Annotated in this window: 23 protein-coding genes; all 23 read left to right on the top strand. The window is 45.7% G+C overall.

Going from position 1 to position 21,339, the window contains the following annotated elements; translation table 11 throughout:
- The first annotated feature begins 10 nt into the window (after window positions 1-10).
- The 23 genes from rplK (at window position 11) to rplX (ending at window position 21,331) form a co-directional block, all read left to right on the top strand.
- Window positions 11-445 (top strand): 50S ribosomal protein L11, encoded by a 435-nt coding sequence (rplK, locus tag MAR181_RS17090; RefSeq protein ID WP_013797851.1) that lies wholly within the window; start codon window positions 11-13, stop codon window positions 443-445.
- Window positions 445-1,146 (top strand): 50S ribosomal protein L1, encoded by a 702-nt coding sequence (rplA, locus tag MAR181_RS17085; RefSeq protein ID WP_013797850.1) that lies wholly within the window; start codon window positions 445-447, stop codon window positions 1,144-1,146. The genes rplK and rplA overlap by 1 nt, the downstream gene beginning before the upstream one ends.
- A gap of 228 nt (window positions 1,147-1,374) precedes the next feature.
- Window positions 1,375-1,875, top strand: a complete 501-nt coding sequence (rplJ, locus tag MAR181_RS17080) for a 50S ribosomal protein L10 (RefSeq protein ID WP_013797849.1) — start codon at window positions 1,375-1,377, stop codon at window positions 1,873-1,875.
- Between the two features lie 82 nt (window positions 1,876-1,957).
- Window positions 1,958-2,329 (top strand): 50S ribosomal protein L7/L12, encoded by a 372-nt coding sequence (gene rplL / locus MAR181_RS17075; protein ID WP_013797848.1) that lies wholly within the window; start codon window positions 1,958-1,960, stop codon window positions 2,327-2,329.
- A gap of 190 nt (window positions 2,330-2,519) precedes the next feature.
- Window positions 2,520-6,620 carry a DNA-directed RNA polymerase subunit beta gene (gene rpoB, locus MAR181_RS17070; RefSeq protein ID WP_013797847.1) on the top strand — a complete coding sequence of 1,367 codons (4,101 nt, stop codon included), beginning with the start codon at window positions 2,520-2,522 and terminating at the stop codon, window positions 6,618-6,620.
- A gap of 64 nt (window positions 6,621-6,684) precedes the next feature.
- Entirely contained in the window at window positions 6,685-10,887 is a 4,203-nt protein-coding gene (gene rpoC, locus MAR181_RS17065; RefSeq protein WP_013797846.1) for a DNA-directed RNA polymerase subunit beta', read from the top strand.
- 136 nt (window positions 10,888-11,023) lie between these two features.
- Window positions 11,024-11,395, top strand: a complete 372-nt coding sequence (gene rpsL, locus MAR181_RS17060; RefSeq protein ID WP_013659444.1) for a 30S ribosomal protein S12 — start codon at window positions 11,024-11,026, stop codon at window positions 11,393-11,395.
- A gap of 98 nt (window positions 11,396-11,493) precedes the next feature.
- Window positions 11,494-11,967 carry a 30S ribosomal protein S7 gene (gene rpsG / locus MAR181_RS17055; RefSeq protein ID WP_013797845.1) on the top strand — a complete coding sequence of 158 codons (474 nt, stop codon included), beginning with the start codon at window positions 11,494-11,496 and terminating at the stop codon, window positions 11,965-11,967.
- 21 nt (window positions 11,968-11,988) lie between these two features.
- Window positions 11,989-14,082, top strand: coding sequence for an elongation factor G (fusA, locus tag MAR181_RS17050; protein WP_013797844.1), 2,094 nt, complete (start codon window positions 11,989-11,991; stop codon window positions 14,080-14,082).
- Between the two features lie 35 nt (window positions 14,083-14,117).
- The gene (gene tuf, locus MAR181_RS17045) at window positions 14,118-15,341 is read left to right on the top strand and encodes an elongation factor Tu (RefSeq protein WP_013797843.1); all 1,224 of its coding nucleotides are present in this window, start codon (window positions 14,118-14,120) and stop codon (window positions 15,339-15,341) included.
- A gap of 197 nt (window positions 15,342-15,538) precedes the next feature.
- Window positions 15,539-15,850, top strand: a complete 312-nt coding sequence (gene rpsJ / locus MAR181_RS17040) for a 30S ribosomal protein S10 (protein WP_012071937.1) — start codon at window positions 15,539-15,541, stop codon at window positions 15,848-15,850.
- Between the two features lie 127 nt (window positions 15,851-15,977).
- A complete protein-coding gene (gene rplC, locus MAR181_RS17035; protein WP_013797842.1) occupies window positions 15,978-16,616 on the top strand; it encodes a 50S ribosomal protein L3 in 639 nt (212 codons plus the stop codon).
- A gap of 12 nt (window positions 16,617-16,628) precedes the next feature.
- Window positions 16,629-17,234 (top strand): 50S ribosomal protein L4, encoded by a 606-nt coding sequence (gene rplD / locus MAR181_RS17030; RefSeq protein WP_013797841.1) that lies wholly within the window; start codon window positions 16,629-16,631, stop codon window positions 17,232-17,234.
- Window positions 17,231-17,527, top strand: a complete 297-nt coding sequence (gene rplW / locus MAR181_RS17025; protein ID WP_013797840.1) for a 50S ribosomal protein L23 — start codon at window positions 17,231-17,233, stop codon at window positions 17,525-17,527. Before rplD ends, rplW begins: the two co-directional genes overlap by 4 nt.
- A 14-nt stretch (window positions 17,528-17,541) precedes the next feature.
- Window positions 17,542-18,366: a 50S ribosomal protein L2 gene (gene rplB / locus MAR181_RS17020; RefSeq protein WP_013797839.1), complete on the top strand. Its 825-nt coding sequence runs from the start codon at window positions 17,542-17,544 to the stop codon at window positions 18,364-18,366.
- Between the two features lie 15 nt (window positions 18,367-18,381).
- Complete coding sequence (gene rpsS / locus MAR181_RS17015; protein WP_013797838.1) at window positions 18,382-18,657, top strand: 30S ribosomal protein S19; 276 nt, start codon at window positions 18,382-18,384, stop codon at window positions 18,655-18,657.
- A gap of 14 nt (window positions 18,658-18,671) precedes the next feature.
- Window positions 18,672-19,004 carry a 50S ribosomal protein L22 gene (rplV, locus tag MAR181_RS17010; protein ID WP_013797837.1) on the top strand — a complete coding sequence of 111 codons (333 nt, stop codon included), beginning with the start codon at window positions 18,672-18,674 and terminating at the stop codon, window positions 19,002-19,004.
- Between the two features lie 14 nt (window positions 19,005-19,018).
- Window positions 19,019-19,699, top strand: coding sequence for a 30S ribosomal protein S3 (rpsC, locus tag MAR181_RS17005; protein WP_013797836.1), 681 nt, complete (start codon window positions 19,019-19,021; stop codon window positions 19,697-19,699).
- A gap of 10 nt (window positions 19,700-19,709) precedes the next feature.
- The gene (gene rplP, locus MAR181_RS17000) at window positions 19,710-20,123 is read left to right on the top strand and encodes a 50S ribosomal protein L16 (RefSeq protein WP_013797835.1); all 414 of its coding nucleotides are present in this window, start codon (window positions 19,710-19,712) and stop codon (window positions 20,121-20,123) included.
- Window positions 20,124-20,315 carry a 50S ribosomal protein L29 gene (gene rpmC / locus MAR181_RS16995; RefSeq protein WP_013797834.1) on the top strand — a complete coding sequence of 64 codons (192 nt, stop codon included), beginning with the start codon at window positions 20,124-20,126 and terminating at the stop codon, window positions 20,313-20,315. It begins immediately after the preceding gene.
- A 1-nt stretch (window position 20,316) separates the two neighbouring features.
- Complete coding sequence (gene rpsQ / locus MAR181_RS16990) at window positions 20,317-20,577, top strand: 30S ribosomal protein S17 (RefSeq protein ID WP_013797833.1); 261 nt, start codon at window positions 20,317-20,319, stop codon at window positions 20,575-20,577.
- Between the two features lie 51 nt (window positions 20,578-20,628).
- Entirely contained in the window at window positions 20,629-20,997 is a 369-nt protein-coding gene (rplN, locus tag MAR181_RS16985; protein WP_013797832.1) for a 50S ribosomal protein L14, read from the top strand.
- 16 nt (window positions 20,998-21,013) lie between these two features.
- Window positions 21,014-21,331, top strand: a complete 318-nt coding sequence (gene rplX / locus MAR181_RS16980) for a 50S ribosomal protein L24 (RefSeq protein WP_013797831.1) — start codon at window positions 21,014-21,016, stop codon at window positions 21,329-21,331.
- Window positions 21,332-21,339: the final 8 nt, after the last annotated feature.

The raw sequence follows: 21,339 nt of genomic DNA, 5'->3' as shown, positions 1-21,339 counted from the left end.
GGAGTTTAAAATGGCTAAGAAAGTCGAAGCTTATATCAAGCTACAAGTTAAAGCGGGTCAAGCGAACCCAAGTCCACCAGTTGGTCCTGCATTGGGTCAGCACGGTGTGAACATCATGGAATTCTGTAAAGCATTCAACGCAAAAACTCAAAGCGTTGAGCCAGGCCTTCCAACACCTGTAATCATCACTGTTTACAATGACCGTAGTTTCACATTTGAAACGAAATCGACTCCTGCTGCAGTGCTTCTTAAGAAAGCGGCTGGCATCAAGAGCGGCTCTCCACGTCCAAACACTCAAAAAGTTGGTACGGTTACTCGTGCTCAACTAGAAGAGATTGTTAATGCTAAGCAGGAAGATTTGACTGCTTCTGATATGGATGCAGCAGTTCGTACTATTGCTGGTAGTGCGCGCGCTATGGGTCTAGACGTTGAGGGTGTGAACTAATGGCTAAGCTAACTAAACGCGCTCGCTTGATCGCAGAAAAAGTAGAAGCAACTAAGTTGTACTCTGTAGAAGAAGCTGTTGCTCTTTTGTCTGAGCTTTCTACTGTGAAATTTAAAGAGTCAGTTGATGTCTCTATCAATCTAGGTGTTGACCCACGTAAATCTGATCAGGTTGTTCGTGGTTCGACTGTATTGCCACACGGTGCAGGTAAAGATGTACGTGTTGCTGTATTTGCTCAAGGTGCAAATGCTGAAGCTGCAAAAGAAGCGGGTGCTGACGTTGTAGGTTTTGAAGATTTGGCTGAGCAAGTTAAAGCTGGCAACTTGGATTTTGATGTGGTTATTGCTTCTCCAGACGCAATGCGCATCGTTGGTCAACTGGGTCAGGTTCTTGGTCCTCGTGGTCTAATGCCTAACCCAAAAGTTGGCACAGTAACACCTGATGTTGCGACAGCGGTTAAGAACGCTAAAGCGGGTCAAGCTCGTTACCGTACTGATAAAAATGGTATCATCCACACTGGCGTTGGCTCTATCGAGTTCGCAGCGGATGCTATCAAGGGTAATTTAGAGGCGCTATTGGCTGACTTACGTCGTGCTAAACCTGCGTCTGCTAAAGGTGTTTACCTGAAAAAAGTAACCTTGTCTTCTACAATGGGGCCAGGTTTACAAATTGATTTAGGTGCGCTTAGCTCAGCTAAGTAAGCTTCTAGATCATGCGCTTTGGGGTCTGCCTAGTATTCGTTTACTGAGCAGGCCGTCAAAGACCGCAGGAACGAAACGTTTAATCAAATGTTGAAAAATATTTGTCCTGCGCAGATGGTGTGGCCCGATTCAGATATACTGGATCTAACTCACCAGCAAGTACTTCGATTTATCGGAGAGTTGGTAAAAATAGGGGAACTTGTTCCCTGCTAATCCAGGAGAAAACCAGTGGCATTAGGTCTAGAAGACAAAAAAGCCATTGTCGCCGAAGTTAGTGAAGTAGCTAAAACTGCGTTGTCTGCGGTTGTTGCTGATTCTCGCGGTGTTACCGTGAGCAGCATGACTGCACTTCGTAAAGAAGCGCGTGAAGCAGGTGTATTCGTACGTGTCGTACGTAACACTTTGGCTCGCCGTGCAGTTGAAGGTACTGACTTCGAGTGCTTAACTGAGAGCTTTGTTGGTCCAACGTTGATTGCTTTCTCAAACGAACACCCAGGTGCGGCGGCTCGTTTGTTGAAATCTTTCGCGAAACAAAACGACAAGTTTGAAGTGAAAGCATTAGCGTTCAACGGTGAGTTGATCGCAGCAGGCGACATTGATCGTTTGGCATCATTGCCTACATACGACGAAGCGATTGCGAAACTGATGAGTGTTATGCAGGGCGCAACCAGCAAGTTTGTACGTACTCTTGCAGCAGTACGCGATCAAAAAGAGCAAGAAGCGGCTTAATACGATTTACCGTATCCCTTCTTGATAAATATTTTGTTTTATCACCTACGGGTGATTATAAAGAATGCTAGGAATCTGAGTCATGGCTCTAACTAAAGAAGATATCATCAATGCAGTAGCAGAAATGTCTGTAATGGACGTTGTTGAACTGATTGAAGCAATGGAAGAAAAATTCGGTGTAACTGCGGCAGCTGCTGTTGCTGCTGGCCCAGCTGCTGAAGCGGGTGCTTCTGCTGAAGCTCAAACTGAATTTGACGTTGTTCTTACTGCTGCAGGCGATAAGAAAGTTAACGTAATCAAAGCTGTTCGTGCAGCAACTGGTCTTGGCTTGAAAGAAGCTAAAGGCATGGTTGACGGCGCTCCAGCGACTGTTAAAGAAGGCGTTTCTAAAGAAGACGCTGATGCACTTAAAGCGGCTCTTGAAGAAGCTGGTGCATCTGTCGAAATCAAGTAATGATACTTGCATTTCCAGATTTCGACCGCTAGTCGAAATGGCTGGTGACTTTATTGTCACCGGCCTTTTTGGGTTTCAGAAACTCAAATAAACTGAAAAGAATTTTTTAAAATGAGAGAGTTTTCTCTCATTCAATGGTAAGGCCTGATTTGGGCCTTTTGCGTCAATGTGCACAAGCTGGGGAATGCTGATGGCTTACTCATACACTGAGAAAAAACGTATCCGTAAGGATTTCGGTAAACTGCCGCCCGTTTTGGATGTGCCATACTTGCTGGCAATTCAGCTTGAATCCTATCGCAACTTTCTGCAAGAAGGTAAAGCGATTGCAGAGCGTGGGGAATTAGGTCTGCATGGGGCCTTTAAATCTGTCTTTCCAATGGTCAGTTTTTCCGGCAATGCGGCGCTAGAATACGTCGATTACCGTTTAGGCAAGCCAGTATTTGATGTTAAAGAGTGTCAATTGCGTGGTGTTACCTACGCGGCACCTTTGCGAGTTCGAGTTCGACTCATCATTTATGATAAAGAGTCCTCTAACAAGGCCATCAAAGACATCCGCGAGCAAGAAGTTTACATGGGCGAAATTCCGCTCATGACAGACAATGGTACTTTTGTTATCAACGGAACTGAGCGTGTAATTGTCTCTCAATTGCATCGTTCTCCTGGTGTGTTCTTCGATCACGATCGTGGTAAAACACACTCTTCAGGTAAATTGTTACATTCAGCTCGTGTCATTCCATACCGTGGTTCATGGTTGGATTTCGAGTTTGATCCAAAAGATTGCGTCTTTGTTCGTATTGACCGTCGTCGTAAATTGCCTGCAACCATCTTGTTGCGTGCATTAGGTTGCGGTACAGAGCAAATCTTAGATACTTTCTTCGAAACAACACGCTTCTACTTGAATCGTGATGGTTTTGAGATGGAGTTGATTGCGAATCGCCTTCGTGGTGATACGGCATTGTTTGATATTGCAGACGGCAATGGCGAAGTGATTGTTGAAGAAGGTCGTCGTATTACGGCTAAGCACATTCGTATTCTTGAGAAAGCGGGTTTAGACCGTCTTTCTGTGCCACTTGAATACATGCTTGGTAAAGTAACGGCTAAGAACCTAGTTCACCCATCAACAGGTGAATTAATCGCAGAAGCCAATACTGAGTTGTCTGTTGATCTTCTAGAGGCTTTGGTTTCTTCAGGCATCACTGAAGTGGAAACCCTGTATACAAATGACTTGGATAATGGTCCATTCATTTCCGATACATTACGCATTGATCCGACTAGCAATCAGTTAGAGGCGTTGGTTGAGATCTATCGCATGATGCGTCCAGGCGAGCCACCAACCAAAGAATCTGCTGAAGGTCTATTCCAAGGTTTGTTCTTCTCTGAAGATCGTTATGACCTTTCTTCTGTTGGTCGTATGAAATTCAACCGTCGTCTTGGTCGTGATGAAGATACAGGTTCTGGTGTCCTAGATAACGAAGACATCGTTGCTGTTCTAAAAACCTTGCTGGATATCCGTAATGGTAACGGCATGGTTGATGATATCGATCACCTTGGTAACCGTCGTGTTCGTTCTGTTGGTGAAATGGCAGAAAACCAATTCCGTGTTGGTTTGGTGCGTGTTGAGCGTGCCGTTAAAGAGCGTCTGTCAATGGCAGAAGCTGATGGCCTAATGCCACAAGACTTGTTGAATGCTAAGCCAGTTGCGGCGGCAATCAAAGAGTTCTTCGGTTCTAGCCAATTGTCACAGTTCATGGACCAAAACAACCCGCTTTCTGAAGTCACGCACAAGCGTCGTGTTTCGGCATTGGGGCCTGGTGGTTTGACACGTGAGCGTGCTGGTTTTGAGGTACGTGACGTACACGCTACTCACTACGGTCGTGTTTGTCCTATCGAAACTCCGGAAGGTCCAAACATCGGTTTGATCAACTCTTTGTCTACCTATGCTCGCACTAACAGCTATGGTTTCCTAGAGACGCCTTACCGTAAAGTAATTGATGGCAAGATCACTGATGAAACGGTTTACGTTTCAGCGATTGATGAAGCGAAATACGTTATTGCCCAAGCGTCTGCAAATGTAGATGAAGAAGGCCGTTTGGTTGATGAGTTGGTTCAGGTTCGTCATATGCACGAAACCACTTTGATTCCAAAAGAAAAAGTAAACTTGATGGACGTATCGCCACGCCAGGTTGTATCTGTTGCGGCGTCTTTGATTCCATTCCTTGAGCACGATGATGCCAACCGTGCCTTGATGGGATCGAACATGCAACGTCAAGCCGTACCAACACTTAAGGCAGATAAGCCAGTAGTCGGTACAGGTATGGAGAAAAACGTCGCGAAAGATTCTGGCGTTTGTATCGTTGCACGTCGTGGTGGTGAGATTGAATCTGTTGATGCTAGTCGTATCGTTGTTCGAGTTAACTCGGAAGAAACGGTAGCTGGTGAAGCGGGTGTGGATATCTACAGCTTAACGAAATACGTTCGTTCAAACCAAAATACCTGTATTAATCAGCGTACTTTGGTAATGAAGGGTGAAAAAGTAGCGTCTGGCGATATTATGGCGGACGGTCCTTCTGTTGATATGGGTGATTTGGCTCTTGGTCAAAACATGCGTATCGCTTTCATGCCTTGGAACGGTTTTAACTTCGAGGATTCCATCTTGGTTTCTGAGCGTGTGGTTGAGGAAGATCGTTTTACTTCCATCCACATTCAGGAACTGACGTGTGTGGCTCGTGATACTAAGCTTGGGCCTGAAGAGATTACAGCCGACATTCCGAATGTTGGTGAAGGTGCGCTATCGAAACTTGATACTTCTGGTGTGGTTTACATCGGTGCGGAAGTTGAGCCAGGCGATATTCTGGTTGGTAAAGTGACACCGAAAGGTGAAACTCAGCTGACGCCAGAAGAGAAGCTATTGCGTGCCATCTTCGGTGAAAAAGCTTCGGACGTTAAAGATACGTCTCAGCGTGTTAAAACAGGTACTCGCGGTACTGTAATCGACGTACAAGTCTTCACTCGTGATGGTATCGAGAAAGATGAGCGTGCTAAGTCCATTGAGAAATCTCAGTTGGATCAAGTTCGTAAAGACTTGAACGAAGAATTCCGTATTGTTGAGAAAGCGACATTCGAACGTTTGGCTGAAGCCCTAGTGGGTCAGCAAGCTGAAGGTGGTCCAGGATTAGCGCGTAATGCAGTGATCACTGAGGATTACCTAGCGAATTTAGATCACCCAGAGTGGTTTAAGATTCGTGTGGCAAACGAAGAAGCAAGCGAGCAGCTTGAAAAAGCGCAAGCGGCTTTGATCGAGCGTCGTAAAGAGCTTGATGCGAAATTTGAAGACAAGAAACGTAAACTACAAACAGGTGATGATTTAGCGCCTGGCGTTCTTAAGATCGTGAAAGTTTATGTGGCAATTAAACGTCGTATTCAGCCTGGTGATAAAATGGCCGGCCGTCATGGTAACAAGGGTGTAATCTCTAAAATCATGCCGGTAGAAGACATGCCATACGATGAGAACGGTGATCCTGTGGACATCGTGTTGAACCCGTTAGGTGTTCCTTCGCGTATGAACGTTGGTCAGGTTCTTGAGACTCACTTGGGTGCGGCGTCGAAAGGTTTGGGTCGCAAGATCAATGAAATGCTTGCGGCAGAGCGTGAAAAAGCAGAAGCAGTGACTGAGTTACGTGGATTCCTAAATGAAATCTACAATGGCTATGAAGGTGACTTGCAATGTGCACGTACGGAAGATCTGGACAGCTTTACAGACGAAGAAATTCTAACCTTGGCAGCCAACCTTAAAGGTGGTGTTCCAATGGCGTCTGGTGCCTTTGATGGTGCGAAAGAGGCAGAAATTAAACGTATGTTGCGTCTAGCTGGCTTGAATGAAAGTGGTCAGGTTACCTTGTACAACGGTCGTACTGGTGATGCCTTCGAGCGTCCTGTTACGGTTGGTTACATGTACATGTTGAAATTGAACCACTTGGTTGATGACAAGATGCACGCGCGTTCTACTGGTTCTTACAGCTTGGTTACTCAGCAGCCGCTGGGTGGTAAAGCGCAGTTCGGTGGTCAGCGTTTCGGTGAGATGGAGGTATGGGCACTAGAAGCATACGGTGCGGCATACACGCTACAAGAAATGTTGACGGTTAAGTCGGATGATGTGAATGGTCGTACTAAGATGTATAAGAACATCGTAGATGGCGATCACCGCATGGAACCAGGCATGCCTGAGTCCTTCAACGTGTTGGTGAAAGAGATCCGTTCTCTTGGTATCGACATCGAGTTGGAAAACGAATAAGCACGAATCACATTTGACCTGCTGGGGAAGTTATTCCCCAGCCTTATGAGTGGGGCGAATATCCATGAAAGACTTATTAGGTCTTCTAAAATCACAAGGACAATCTGACGAGTTTGATGCGATCCGCATTGGCTTGGCATCACCAGATATGATTCGTTCATGGTCTTATGGCGAAGTTAAAAAGCCTGAGACCATTAACTACCGTACGTTCAAACCAGAACGTGACGGTTTGTTCTGTGCAAAAATCTTTGGTCCTATTAAGGACTATGAGTGCTTGTGTGGTAAATACAAGCGTTTGAAACACCGTGGTGTTATTTGTGAGAAGTGTGGCGTTGAAGTGGCTCTGTCTAAAGTGCGTCGTGAACGCATGGGGCATATCGAGCTTGCATCGCCAGTCGCTCACATTTGGTTCCTGAAATCTTTGCCATCCCGTATCGGTCTTATCATGGATATGACCTTGCGTGATATTGAGCGAGTTTTGTACTTCGAGTCTTTCATCGTGATCGATCCAGGTATGACGACGCTTGATAAAGGTCAATTGCTTAATGATGAGCAATACTTTGAAGCGCTAGAAGAGTTTGGTGATGAGTTTGATGCCCGCATGGGTGCTGAAGCGGTTCAGATGCTACTACGCGATCTGGATATGCCGGAAGAAATCAACAGAATGCGTGAAGAGCTAAACAGCACGAATTCTGAAACTCGTATCAAGAAGCTGTCTAAGCGTTTGAAATTGGTTGAAGCTTTCTATCATTCTGGTAACAACCCAGAGTGGATGGTGCTTGATGTATTGCCAGTTCTTCCGCCTGATCTGCGCCCATTGGTGCCGCTTGAGGGTGGTCGTTTTGCGACATCTGACTTGAACGATTTGTACCGTCGAGTAATCAACCGTAACAACCGTTTGAAGCGTCTATTAGAGCTATCGGCTCCAGACATCATCGTACGTAACGAAAAGCGTATGTTGCAAGAGTCTGTTGATGCCTTGCTTGATAATGGTCGTCGCGGTCGTGCTATCACTGGTTCTAACAAACGCCCACTGAAATCTTTGGCAGACATGATCAAAGGTAAGCAAGGTCGTTTCCGTCAGAACCTACTTGGTAAGCGTGTAGACTATTCTGGTCGTTCTGTCATCACAGTAGGTCCATCTTTGCGTCTACATCAGTGTGGTCTTCCTAAGAAGATGGCGCTGGAACTGTTTAAACCATTTATCTTCTCTAAGCTTGAGTTGCGCGGCATGGCGACAACCATCAAAGCGGCGAAGAAAATGGTAGAACGTGAAACACCTGAGGTGTGGGATATTCTTGATGAAGTTATCCGCGAACACCCAGTAATGCTAAACCGTGCACCAACACTTCACCGTTTGGGTATCCAAGCGTTTGAACCTATGTTGATTGAAGGTAAAGCAATCCAATTGCATCCGTTAGTTTGTGCAGCGTACAACGCTGACTTTGACGGTGACCAAATGGCGGTTCACGTTCCTTTGACGATCGAAGCTCAGCTTGAAGCGCGTGCTTTGATGATGTCGACGAATAACATCCTATCACCTGCAAACGGTGAGCCTATTATCGTACCTTCTCAGGACGTGGTATTAGGCTTGTACTACATGACACGTGAGAAAATCAATGCCAAAGGTGAAGGCATGGCGTTTTCTGACATCAAAGAAGTACACCGTGCATACGGCGCGAAACAAGTTGATTTGCATGCCAAAGTAAAAGTACGTATTAACCAAGTTGATACGACGCTAGAAGGCGAGAAAGTCGCTTCTACTTTCATTGCAGATACCACTGTTGGTCGTGCTTTATTGTTTGATGTCGTGCCAGATGGCCTACCATTCTCAGTGGTTAACCAACCAATGAAGAAAAAGGCGATCTCTAACCTAATCAACGAGTGTTACCGTAAAGTTGGCTTGAAAGAGAGCTGTATCTTTGCTGACCAGTTGATGTACACAGGTTTCGCGTACGCAACAGCATCCGGTTCATCGGTTGGTGTAGATGACTTCGTTATTCCGCCAGAAAAAGCAGAAATCATTGCTAAAGCGGAAGAAGAAGTAAAAGAAATCGAATATCAGTATGCTGATGGTTTGGTGACGCAGGGCGAGAAATACAACAAGGTAATTGACTTGTGGTCTCGTACCAATGAAACCGTTACTGAAGCTATGATGGATAACTTGGCAAAAGAGACAACCATTAATAAAGACGGTGAAGAGGTTGAGCAACAATCTTTTAACTCTGTCTACATGATGGCCGACTCCGGCGCCCGTGGTAGTGTGGCTCAGATGCGTCAGCTAGGTGGTATGCGTGGTCTGATGGCGAAACCAGATGGTTCCATCATCGAAACACCAATCACAGCGAACTTCCGTGAAGGTCTATCAGTACTTCAGTACTTTACCTCTACTCACGGTGCTCGTAAGGGTCTAGCTGATACGGCATTGAAAACCGCGAACTCTGGTTACCTGACTCGTCGTCTTGTTGATGTTGCGCAGGATTTGGTAATCACTGAAGTAGATTGTGGGTCAACCAATGGTATCGTCGTGAATGCGATGATCGAAGGTGGTGATGTTGTTGTTCCTCTAGGCCAGCGTGTTCTTGGTCGTGTGGTTGCGCAAGATGTTAATGACACCAAAGGCAATCTAGTGCTTTCGGCTGGTACTTTGATTGATGAGCACGATGTGCGTGATATCGAAGCAGCAGGCGTTGACGAGATGTTGATCCGTTCTGTTATTACTTGTGATACGCGTCATGGTGTGTGTGCCAAGTGTTACGGTCGTGACTTGGCGCGTGGTCATCAAGTTAACATTGGTGAAGCAATCGGTGTTGTGGCAGCGCAATCAATCGGTGAGCCTGGTACACAGTTGACCATGCGTACCTTCCACATCGGTGGTGCGGCGTCTCGAGCATCTGCTGTCGATAGTGTGCAGGTGAAGAGCGCAGGTACTGTTCGTTTCCATAAAATGAAGAGTATTGAACGTGATACGGGTCATTTGGTTGTGGCGTCTCGTTCCTCTGAATTGGCAATTGCTGATGAAGCTGGTCGTGAGAAAGAGCGTTACAAGCTACCTTATGGTGCGGTATTGAGTGTTCGTGAAGGTGATGCTGTTGAAGCTGGCCAGATCGTTGCTAACTGGGATCCACACACTCACCCAATCGTTTCTGAGATGAAAGGTCGTCTGGAATTCAGCGGAATGGAAGAGAATGTCACCATTCGTCGCCAATCTGATGAAATGACCGGTTTGACTACCATTGAGGTCATGGAAGTGAAAGACCGTCCTTCGGCGGGTAAAGATCTTCGTCCAATGATTTCTGTGGTCGATGCAGAAGGTAATCCAGTGCATATTCCTGGTACCGACTCGCCAGTACAGTACATGTTGCCTGAGAAAGCTTTGTTGAGCTTGGATCATGGTTCAACGGTTAAGTCTGGTGAAGTATTGGCTCGTATTCCTCAGGAATCGCAAGGTAACAAGGATATCACCGGTGGTCTTCCACGAGTGGCAGACTTGTTTGAAGCGCGTCGTCCTAAAGATCCAGCTGTTATGGCAGAAGCCAGCGGTGTGGTGAGTTTCGGTAAAGAAACAAAAGGTAAGATTCGCTTGGTAATCTCGCCACAAGATGGCGGTGATCCAATTGAGACGCTGATTCCAAAATGGCGTCAAATCAACATCTTCGATGGTGAGGAAGTGGCAAAAGGTGAGATTATCGCCGACGGTCCTTTGAGCCCACACGATATTTTGCGCCTTCAAGGTGTAGAAGCTTTGGCTGACTACATTACTAATGAAGTGCAAGAAGTCTATCGTTTGCAAGGTGTTGTGATTAACGATAAACACATTGAAGTTATCGTTCGTCAAATGCTACGTAAGGTAGAAGTGGGTGAGTCTGGTGATACAGATCTTATCCAAGGTGATCAGGTTGAGTTAACTCAACTTCTAGATGCAAACGAAAAAGCCGAAGTAGAGAGTAAATTCCCTGCTAAGTTTGAGCGTGTGTTGCTAGGTATTACCAAAGCTTCTTTGGCAACAGAGTCCTTCATCTCTGCGGCATCATTCCAAGAGACAACTCGTGTCTTAACGGAAGGTGCGGTAACAGGTAAGAAAGACCATCTTCGTGGCTTGAAAGAAAACGTTGTTGTAGGTCGTCTGATCCCAGCGGGTACAGGTTTGGCTTACCACAGTGAGCGTAAGAAGAAGAAAGATTCTGCGCAAATGGCAAATGAAGGAAGTCCTACAGTAAGTGCATCTGATGTGGAAGAAGCATTAAGTGCAGCACTGAAAGACTAATTCTTTGCTTTAAATCGATAGGGAGGCGATTTTTTAGTCGCCTCCCTATTGACTGTTTTATAGGCGCAAATTAAACTTGCGCCTCCTTAATTTTGGCGATTTCCGCCATAAGAATTGGATTTTTGGAGCTTGTCTAATGGCAACCGTTAACCAGTTGGTTCGTAAACCACGTAAACGTAAAGTGGCAAAGAGTGACGTTCCTGCGTTACAAGCTTGTCCGCAACGCCGCGGTGTCTGCACTCGCGTATATACAACTACGCCTAAAAAGCCTAACTCAGCTTTGCGTAAAGTATGTCGTGTTCGTTTGACTAACGGCTTCGAAGTAACTTCCTACATCGGTGGTGAAGGTCACAACCTGCAAGAACACAGCGTAGTGCTGATTCGCGGCGGTCGTGTAAAAGACCTTCCAGGTGTTCGTTACCACACAGTACGTGGTAGCTTGGATACTTCAGGCGTACAAAATCGTAAGCAAGGCCGTTCTAAGTACGGTACTAAACGTCCTAAGTAAGTTTCATTACTTAGTTCATCGTTTAGAAATAATTTTTTAATACAGTAAGGCCGAGCAGTAATCCTATTGTCTCGGGCTAACCTGAAGAGGATATAAAAATGCCTAGAAGACGCGTCGTCGCTAAGCGTGAAGTACTTCCAGATCCTAAGCATGGAAGTCAGTTGCTTGCAAAATTCATTAACCACGTAATGGTTAGTGGCAAGAAATCTGTTGCAGAGCACATTGTATACAGTGCCCTAAATACTGTAGCAGAACGCGCTAAAACTGAAGAGCCAATGGCTATCTTCGAAAAAGCGTTAGAGTCTATCCAACCAATGGTTGAGGTTAAATCTCGCCGTGTTGGTGGTGCTACCTACCAAGTACCTGTAGAGGTACGTCCAGCTCGTCGTGCAGCATTGTCTATGCGTTGGTTGGTTGAGTCTTCTCGTAAGCGCGGTGAAAAATCAATGGCTCTACGTCTAGCAGGCGAGATCCTAGATGCTGCTGAGAACAAAGGTTCTGCTGTTAAGAAACGTGAAGACGTTCACCGTATGGCAGAAGCGAACAAAGCATTCTCTCACTACCGTTTCTAATCGTCCGGAGAAGCATACACAGTGGCACGTAAAACCCCTATCAACCGCTACCGAAATATCGGTATCTGTGCGCACGTTGATGCAGGTAAAACGACGACGACTGAACGCGTTCTTTTCTATACTGGTCTATCCCATAAAATCGGTGAGGTGCATGATGGCGCAGCAACGATGGATTGGATGGAGCAAGAACAAGAGCGTGGTATTACGATTACTTCAGCAGCAACAACATGTTTCTGGAGTGGGATGAGTCAGCAGTTTGATCAGCACCGTATCAATATTATTGATACGCCTGGACACGTAGATTTTACCATTGAGGTAGAGCGTTCTTTACGTGTGTTAGATGGTGCTGTCGTTGTGCTTTGTGGTTCTTCTGGCGTTCAGCCTCAAACTGAGACGGTTTGGCGTCAGGCAAATAAATATGAAGTGCCTCGTATGGTATTCGTCAATAAGATGGATCGTACGGGAGCGGATTATTTTTCTGTTGTTGAGCAATTAAAGTCTCGTTTGGGGGCTAATGCTGTTCCAATCCAAATTAACATTGGCGCTGAAGAAGATTTCAAAGGCGTGGTGGATTTGGTGCTGATGAAAGCCATCATGTGGAATGAAGAAGATCAGGGGATGACTTACCGTTTGGAAGATATTCCCGCTGATCTTGTTGATGTTGCTACTGAATGGCGTGAGCAGATGTTGGAAGCCGCAGCAGAAGCAAATGAAGAATTGATGGATAAGTACCTTGAAGAAGGGGATTTGTCCGTTGAGGATGTAAAAGCGGGTCTACGAGCGCGCACCCTTAATAATGAAGTGGTGTTAGTGACTTGTGGTTCTGCTTTTAAGAATAAAGGTGTTCAGGCGGTGCTTGATGCCGTTGTTGAATACATGCCTTCACCGCTGGAAGTAAAAGCGATTGAAGGCACGCTTGAAGATGGTGAAACTGTCGTTGCTCGTGAAGCGAATGATGATGCACCGTTTTCAGCCTTGGCTTTTAAAATAGCGACAGACCCATTTGTTGGGACATTAACGTTTATTCGTGTGTATTCAGGTACATTAAAGTCGGGTGATGCGGTTTACAATTCTGTTAAGCAGAAGCGCGAGCGTATTGGTCGAATGGTACAGATGCATGCGAATAATCGCGAAGAGATCAAAGAGGTATTGGCGGGTGATATAGCGGCTGCGGTCGGTATGAAATACGTGACTACCGGAGATACACTTTGCGATATGAATGATGTTGTTGTTCTAGAGCGAATGGAGTTTCCAGAGCCGGTTATTTCTGTTGCGGTTGAGCCTAAGTCTCAAGCCGATCAGGAAAAAATGGCTGTGGCGTTAGGAAAATTAGCTCAAGAAGACCCATCTTTCCGTGTGGAAACGCATGAAGAGACAGGGCAAACCATTATTTCCGGAATGGGCGAGCTGCACCTTGATATTCTCGTGGATCGTATGAAACGAGAGTTTAAGGTGGATGCAAATATCGGTAAACCACAAGTGTCTTACCGTGAAAAAATTCGCAAAGAAGTGGTGATTAACCACAAATTTGTGCGTCAATCTGGTGGTCGTGGTCAATACGGTCACGTCGTGATGAAGTTGATTCCATCTGACAAAGATGGACTTGAGTTCGTCAACGAGATTGTTGGTGGTGTTATTCCTAAAGAATACATCCCTGCAGTAGAAAAGGGTGTTTCAGAGCAAATGAAGAACGGTGTCGTCGCTGGTTACCCATTATTGGGTATGAAGGTGGTATTGTTCGATGGTTCATACCATGATGTTGACTCTAATGAAATGGCCTTTAAAATTGCAGCTTCTCAAGGTTTGAGAAAAGGCGCAGTGGATGCTGATCCTTGTGTTCTTGAGCCTGTGATGAAAGTGGAAGTTGTAACTCCTGAAGAATACATGGGTGATGTGATGGGTGACCTGAATCGTCGTCGTGGCATTGTTCAGGGGATGGACGATTCCCCGTCAGGGAAGATTATTCGTGCTGAAGTTCCTCTCGGGGAGATGTTCGGATATGCAACTGACGTGCGTAGCTTGTCGCAAGGGCGTGCAAGTTATGCAATGGAGTTTGAGAAATACGCTGAAGCACCAGCTAGTGTGGCAGACGCGATCATCAAAAATGAAGATTAATCATCATACTTACTAATATTTAAGGTGTATGTATCATGGCAAAAGAAAAGTTCGAACGTAATAAACCACACGTTAACGTTGGTACTATCGGTCACGTTGACCACGGTAAAACGACTCTAACAGCAGCACTAACTCGCGTATGTGCAGAAGTATTCGGCGGTGAAGCCGTTGCTTTCGACGGTATCGATAACGCTCCTGAAGAGCGTGAGCGTGGTATCACTATCTCAACTTCTCACGTTGAGTATGATTCTACAGTTCGTCACTACGCACACGTAGACTGCCCAGGACACGCCGATTATGTTAAAAACATGATCACTGGTGCTGCTCAAATGGACGGTGCGATCCTAGTATGTGGTGCGACTGACGGTCCTATGCCTCAGACTCGTGAACACATCCTTCTTTCTCGTCAGGTTGGTGTACCATACATCGTTGTTTTCCTAAACAAAGCTGACCTACTTGCTGAAGACTGTGGCGGTGCGGATTCTGAAGAATACGCTGAAATGCTAGAGTTGGTTGAAATGGAATTGCGTGACCTTCTATCTGAGTACGACTTCCCAGGTGATGATACTCCAATCATCCCAGGTTCTGCTTTGATGGCATTGAATGGTCAAGACGACAACGAAATGGGTACAACAGCTGTTAAGAAGCTTGTTGAAACTCTAGACGAGTACATTCCTGAGCCAGAGCGTGCAATCGACGGTGCATTCATCATGCCTATCGAGGACGTATTCTCTATCCAAGGTCGTGGTACTGTTGTAACTGGTCGTGTTGAGCGCGGTATCATCAAAGTACAAGAAGAAGTTGAGATTGTTGGTATCGTTGATACAACTAAAACAACTTGTACTGGTGTTGAGATGTTCCGTAAACTTCTTGACGAAGGCCGTGCTGGTGAGAACTGTGGTATCTTGCTACGTGGTACTAAGCGTGAAGATGTGCAGCGTGGTCAAGTATTGGCTAAGCCTGGTTCTATCACACCTCACACTGAATTCGAAGCTGAAGTATACGTACTAGGCAAAGATGAAGGTGGTCGTCACACTCCTTTCTTTAAAGGTTACCGTCCACAGTTCTACTTCCGTACAACTGACGTAACTGGTGCTTGTGCACTACCTGAAGGTGTTGAAATGGTTATGCCTGGTGACAACATCCAAATGACTGTTGAACTAATTCACCCAATCGCGATGGACGAAGGTCTACGTTTCGCGATCCGTGAAGGTGGTCGTACAGTTGGTGCGGGCGTTGTAGCTAAAATCATCAAGTAATCGATTTTTAAATCTTACTTTTTGAAAAAGGCTGTCTGTTTCAGGCAGCCTTTTTATTTTGCGGTTAATTTGGGTACTTTGAAATTGGTTACTTGACAACCAGTTTTTGAGTGGCTAATATTCGCCGTCCTTAAAAAAGGATTGTGGCTTAATAAATGTACAGTTAAGTCATGACAACATTGTATTTGGAGTTGGAAATGCAAAGCCAAAAAATCCGTATTCGTCTGAAAGCTTTCGATCATCGTCTGATTGATGCTTCAACACAAGAAATTGTGGACACAGCGAAACGTACAGGTGCGCAAGTACGTGGACCGATTCCACTTCCTACTCGCAAAGAGCGTTACACTGTATTGATTTCTCCACACGTAAACAAAGATGCGCGTGATCAGTATGAAATCCGTACACACAAACGCGTTCTAGACATCGTTGAGCCAACAGAAAAAACTGTTGATGCTCTAATGAAGCTAGACCTTGCGGCAGGCGTGGAAGTACAAATTTCTTTGGGTTAATAACTCAAAGTTTGGGGTGCGAGAACCGGCTGGTTATCAGTCGGCTTATGCACATTAGTGGAATGATCTGGAATGGTCAGCCGTAGCGGGTGATAGCCCCATACACAACTGGCAAATGAGGTAGAAAATGACTATTCAATTAGTCGGACGTAAAGCCGGAATGACACGTATCTTCAACGAAGATGGTGTATCCGTGCCAGTAACCGTCATCGAGGTTGAACCGAACCGCGTAACTCAGGTGAAAACTGCAGAAACTGATGGCTATCAAGCTGTTCAAGTCACTGTTGGTTCTCGCCGTTCAAACCGTGTAAACAAAGCTGCTGCTGGACACTATGCAAAAGCGAACGTTGAAGCGGGTCGTGGTTTGTGGGAGTTCCGCCTGTCTGGTGATGAAAAAGAAATCAATGTTGGTGATGAACTAACAGTTGCTGATTTCGAATCTATCCAAATGGTTGATGTAACTGGTCAATCAAAGGGTAAAGGGTTTCAAGGTGCCGTTAAGCGTCATAATTTCCGTACGCAAGACGCAACACATGGTAACTCATTGTCTCACCGTGCTCCTGGTTCCATTGGCCAATGTCAAACACCTGGTCGTGTTTGGAAAGGCAAAAAAATGGCTGGCCACATGGGCGCTGCTCAAGTAACAACTCAATCACTAGAAGTGGTTCGTGTTGATGCTGAACGTAACCTTATCCTTGTGAAGGGTGCGGTTCCTGGTGCAGTTAACGGTGATGTTATTCTTCAATCAGCTGTTAAAGCTCGCTAAGAGGGGTAGACAATGAACTTGAATCTTACAGGTGCAAAGGGAACGGTAGAAGTTTCTGATGTAGCCTTTGCTCGTGAATACAACGAAGCGCTAGTTCACCAAGTAGTTACATCTTACTTGGCTGGTGCTCGTCAGGGTTCACGCGCTCAGAAAACACGCTCTGAAGTAGCCGGTGGCGGACGCAAACCTTGGAAACAAAAAGGTTCTGGTCGCGCACGTGCAGGTACTATCCGTAGCCCTCTATGGCGCTCCGGTGGTGTAACATTTGCTGCTAAGCCACAAGATCACTCTCAGAAAGTGAACAAGAAGATGTACCGTGCAGCAATGCGCACCATCTGGTCTGAACTAGTACGTCAAGACCGTCTTGTTGTAGTTGAAGAACTTAAATTGGAAGCTCCAAAAACTAAGCTCTTCACAGCAAAAATGGCAGAATTGAATGTTGAAAACGTTTTGGTCGTTTCTCACGAATTGGACGACAATCTGTTTTTAGCAGCTCGTAATATCCCTAACGTGGATGTACGTGATGCAGCGTCTATCGATCCTGTTAGCTTGATTGCTTACGACAAAGTGTTGGTGACAGTTGGTGCTCTGAAACAAGTTGAGGAGACACTAGCATGATCGGCGAACGTATTTATAAAGTTCTGTTGGGTCCACACATCTCTGAAAAAGCGACTATCGTTGCCGAAGGTAATGGTCAGTACGTTTTTCGTGTAGCTGGTGATGCAACAAAACCTGAAATCAAACAAGCTATCGAAGCACTATTTGAAGTCAAAGTTGAGTCTGTTCGCACGTTGAACCATAAAGGTAAAACTAAGCGTACAGTTCGTGGTCTTGGCAAGCGTAGCGACGTGAAAAAAGCGTACGTTCGTTTGGCTGAAGGCCAAGACATTGATTTCATGGTCGCTGAATAAGGGGAGATAGGTCAATGGCTGTTGTAAAAAGTAAGCCAACGTCTGCAGGCCGTCGTCACGTTGTTAAAGTTACTAACAACGATTTGCACAAAGGCGCACCATATGCACCTTTGCTAGATAAGAAAAGCAAATCAGGTGGACGTAACAATAACGGACGCATCACTACGCGTCACGTAGGTGGTGGTCATAAGCAGCATTACCGTATGGTTGACTTCCGTCGTAACAAAGATGGAATTCAAGCGGTAGTTGAGCGTTTGGAATATGATCCAAACCGTTCTGCAAATATTGCATTGATTAAATATGCTGATGGTGAGCGTCGTTACATTATCGCTTCCAAAGGTATGGCGGCAGGCAATGTTGTCTTTAGTGGTGCTGACGCGCCAATCAAAGCAGGTAATACTTTGCCACTGCAAAATATTCCTGTAGGTAGCACAGTTCACTGTGTTGAGCTTAAGCCAGGCAAAGGTGCACAAATTGCACGTTCTGCAGGTGCGTCTGCTCAGCTAGTTGCTCGTGAAGGTCGTTACGTTACTCTTCGCCTACGTTCAGGTGAGATGCGTAAGATTTTGACTGAGTGTCGTGCTACTTTGGGTGAAGTATCAAACTCTGAGCATAGCTTGCGAGTTCTTGGTAAAGCTGGTGCTACGCGTTGGCGTGGTATTCGTCCTACCGTTCGCGGTGCGGCGATGAACCCGGTTGATCACCCACATGGTGGTGGTGAAGGTCGTAGTAAAGGTGGTCGTCACCCAGTTACGCCTTGGGGTGTGCCAACTAAAGGCTACAAAACACGCAGTAACAAGCGTACTGATAAACTTATTGTACGTCGTCGTACTAAGTAATAAGAGGAATAGACTGTGCCACGTTCACTAAAAAAAGGTCCTTTTATCGACCTTCATTTGTTGAAAAAGGTAGAGGCTGCGGTAGAGAAAAAAGAGCGCCGTCCAATTAAGACTTGGTCACGCCGTTCTACTATCTTCCCTGATTTTGTAGGGTTGACTATCGCTGTCCATAATGGTCGCCAACATGTTCCAGTTCTAGTAACTGAAGACATGGTCGGTCATAAATTGGGTGAGTTCGCTCCGACCCGTACATATCGTGGTCATGCTGCGGACAAGAAAGCCAAACGGTAATAAGGGGTATTAACATGAGTGAAGTAAGCGCTTCATTAAAGGGTGCTCGCCTCTCTGCGCAGAAGGCCCGTTTGGTTATAGATCAAATCCGCGGCAAATCTGTTAGCGAAGCACTGAACATCTTAGCGTTCAGTCCTAAAAAGGCGGCAGTAATTGTCAAAAAAGTACTTGAGTCTGCTATTGCGAATGCAGAGCATAACGAAGGTGCTGATATCGATGACTTGCGTGTATCTACGGCATACGTTGATGAGGCTATGACTCTAAAACGTATCATGCCACGTGCCAAAGGCCGTGCTGACCGTATTTTGAAACGCGGTTGCCATATTACAGTTAAAGTCGCTGACTAATTAGGAGAAACCCAATGGGTCAGAAGGTTCATCCAACTGGTATACGCCTAGGGATAGTTAAAGATCATACTTCTACTTGGTATGCGAATAATCAAAACTACTCTAAGCTGCTATTAAATGATCTTCAGGTACGTGAGTACTTGGAGAAAAAATTAGTTCAGGCTTCTGTTTCTCGTATTGAGATTCAGCGTCCTGCTCAAACAGCTCGTATTACTATTCACACCGCTCGTCCAGGCATCGTGATTGGTAAGAAAGGTGAAGATGTTGAGAAACTACGTAATGCAGTTTCTGAGATGATGGGCGTTCCTGTTCACATCAACATCGAAGAAATTCGTAAGCCTGAAATGGATGCGAAATTGGTTGCAGCTAACATTGCTAGCCAATTAGAGCGTCGTGTTATGTTCCGTCGTGCAATGAAGCGTGCAGTACAAAACGCTATGCGTGCCGGCGCGAAAGGTATCAAGGTTCAGGTAAGTGGTCGTCTAGGCGGTGCTGAAATCGCACGTGCTGAGTGGTACCGTGAAGGTCGTGTACCTCTTCACACTCTACGCGCAGACATTGACTACGCTACTTATGAAGCAAGCACAACTTACGGCATCATTGGTGTCAAAGTGTGGATCTTCAAAGGCGAAATCTTGGGCGGTATTGAGCAAGTGCGTGCTGATAAAGGCGCACAAAAGAAGAAGTCTAAGTAGGGGGTAAGTCATGTTACAGCCGAAACGTACTAAGTTCCGTAAGATGCAAAAAGGTCGTAACCGCGGTCTTGCTCTTCGCGGCAACCAGGTTAGCTTTGGTGAATTCGGATTGAAGTCGACCGAACGCGGTCGTATTACTGCTCGTCAAATTGAGGCGGCGCGTCGTGCAATGACTCGTCACATCAAACGTGGTGGTAAGATTTGGATTCGTGTATTCCCTGATAAGCCTATTACTCAGAAACCTCTTGAGGTTCGTCAGGGTAAAGGTAAGGGTAGCGTAGAATACTGGGTTGCTCAAATTCAACCTGGCAAGATGCTTTATGAAGTTGAGGGTGTTTCTGAGCAGTTAGCTCGCGAAGCATTTGCATTGGCCGCGGCTAAGCTTCCTCTGTCCACAACTTTCGTAACGCGTACGGTGATGTAGATGAAAGCAAAAGAACTGCAAGAAAAGTCTGTAGCTGAGCTACAAGCGACCTTGATCGAACTACTACGTGAGCAATTTAATCTGCGCATGCAGAAAGCCACTGGTCAGTTAGCGCAAACTCATTTGCTCTCGCAAGTTCGCCGCAATATCGCACGTGTTAAAACCGTGCTAAATGATAAGGCAGGTAACTAAGATGGCAGAAACAAAAGCGCGTACAGCTACTGGTAAAGTAGTAAGCGATAAGATGGATAAAACCATTACAGTACTTGTTGAGCGTACAGAAAAACACCCTCTATACGGTAAGTTTGTACGTCGTTCAACAAAATTACACGCTCACGATGAAAACAATGAGTGCCAGATCGGTGATACTGTTAAGGTCGTTGAAACACGTCCTTACTCTAAGTCTAAGACTTGGAATCTGGTTCAGGTTGTTGAGAAAGCAGCAGCTGTTTAAGCTGCTCCTTCCTTCGTGAGACTTGTTATCTAATTTGATTGGAGAGCAGTAATGATTCAAACGGAATCGATGCTTGATGTAGCAGATAACAGCGGCGCTAAGCGTGTTCAGTGTATTAAAGTACTGGGTGGCTCACATCGTCGTTATGCTGCTATCGGTGACATTATTAAGGTCACAGTGAAAGAAGCGATCCCTCGCGGTCGTGTTAAAAAAGGGCAGGTTCTAAACGCTGTTGTCGTTAGAACTAAGAAAGGTGTTCGTCGTCCTGATGGTTCTGTAATCCGTTTTGATGTAAACTCTGCGGTTCTACTGAATGCGTCTGGGCAGCCTATTGGTACTCGTATCTTTGGCCCTGTAACACGTGAATTGCGTAATGAGCAGTTCATGAAAATTGTTTCTCTTGCACCTGAAGTGCTGTAAGAGGGAGGGGACATTTATGCGTAAGATCAAACGTGACGACGAAGTAATCGTAATTGCCGGTAAAGATAAAGGTAAGCGCGGTACAGTTGTTAAGGTATTAGACGAGAGCCGAGTTCTTGTTTCTGGCATTAATATGGTCAAGAAGCACGAGAAGCCAAACCCTATGAAGGGTTCAACTGGCGGCATCGTTGAAAAAGAAGCACCTATCCAGGTTTCTAACGTAGCCATTTTTAACAATGCTACAGGTAAAGCGGATCGCGTCGGCTTTAAATTGAATGAAGACGGTACTAAGGTACGTATCTTTAAATCAAACAGTGAAGCGATCGACGCCTAAGAGCGAGA

Source organism: Marinomonas posidonica IVIA-Po-181 (assembly GCF_000214215.1).
GTDB lineage: Bacteria > Pseudomonadota > Gammaproteobacteria > Pseudomonadales > Marinomonadaceae > Marinomonas > Marinomonas posidonica.
This window is presented reverse-complemented; position numbering and strand designations above follow the sequence as displayed.

Bases quoted from the DNA above. Each gene is read 5' to 3' on its own strand.
- rpmC (WP_013797834.1), top strand. From the start codon at position 20,124: ATGAAAGCAAAAGAACTGCAAGAAAAGTCTGTAGCTGAGCTACAAGCG.
- rplA (WP_013797850.1), top strand. From the start codon at position 445: ATGGCTAAGCTAACTAAACGCGCTCGCTTGATCGCAGAAAAAGTAGAA.
- rpoB (WP_013797847.1), top strand. From the start codon at position 2,520: ATGGCTTACTCATACACTGAGAAAAAACGTATCCGTAAGGATTTCGGT.
- rplN (WP_013797832.1), top strand. From the start codon at position 20,629: ATGATTCAAACGGAATCGATGCTTGATGTAGCAGATAACAGCGGCGCT.
- rplD (WP_013797841.1), top strand. From the start codon at position 16,629: ATGAACTTGAATCTTACAGGTGCAAAGGGAACGGTAGAAGTTTCTGAT.
- rplW (WP_013797840.1), top strand. From the start codon at position 17,231: ATGATCGGCGAACGTATTTATAAAGTTCTGTTGGGTCCACACATCTCT.
- rplV (WP_013797837.1), top strand. From the start codon at position 18,672: ATGAGTGAAGTAAGCGCTTCATTAAAGGGTGCTCGCCTCTCTGCGCAG.
- rplX (WP_013797831.1), top strand. From the start codon at position 21,014: ATGCGTAAGATCAAACGTGACGACGAAGTAATCGTAATTGCCGGTAAA.
- rpsG (WP_013797845.1), top strand. From the start codon at position 11,494: ATGCCTAGAAGACGCGTCGTCGCTAAGCGTGAAGTACTTCCAGATCCT.
- rpsL (WP_013659444.1), top strand. From the start codon at position 11,024: ATGGCAACCGTTAACCAGTTGGTTCGTAAACCACGTAAACGTAAAGTG.
- rplC (WP_013797842.1), top strand. From the start codon at position 15,978: ATGACTATTCAATTAGTCGGACGTAAAGCCGGAATGACACGTATCTTC.
- rpsC (WP_013797836.1), top strand. From the start codon at position 19,019: ATGGGTCAGAAGGTTCATCCAACTGGTATACGCCTAGGGATAGTTAAA.
- rpoC (WP_013797846.1), top strand. From the start codon at position 6,685: ATGAAAGACTTATTAGGTCTTCTAAAATCACAAGGACAATCTGACGAG.
- rpsQ (WP_013797833.1), top strand. From the start codon at position 20,317: ATGGCAGAAACAAAAGCGCGTACAGCTACTGGTAAAGTAGTAAGCGAT.
- rpsJ (WP_012071937.1), top strand. From the start codon at position 15,539: ATGCAAAGCCAAAAAATCCGTATTCGTCTGAAAGCTTTCGATCATCGT.
- rplK (WP_013797851.1), top strand. From the start codon at position 11: ATGGCTAAGAAAGTCGAAGCTTATATCAAGCTACAAGTTAAAGCGGGT.
- tuf (WP_013797843.1), top strand. From the start codon at position 14,118: ATGGCAAAAGAAAAGTTCGAACGTAATAAACCACACGTTAACGTTGGT.
- rplB (WP_013797839.1), top strand. From the start codon at position 17,542: ATGGCTGTTGTAAAAAGTAAGCCAACGTCTGCAGGCCGTCGTCACGTT.
- rplL (WP_013797848.1), top strand. From the start codon at position 1,958: ATGGCTCTAACTAAAGAAGATATCATCAATGCAGTAGCAGAAATGTCT.
- rplP (WP_013797835.1), top strand. From the start codon at position 19,710: ATGTTACAGCCGAAACGTACTAAGTTCCGTAAGATGCAAAAAGGTCGT.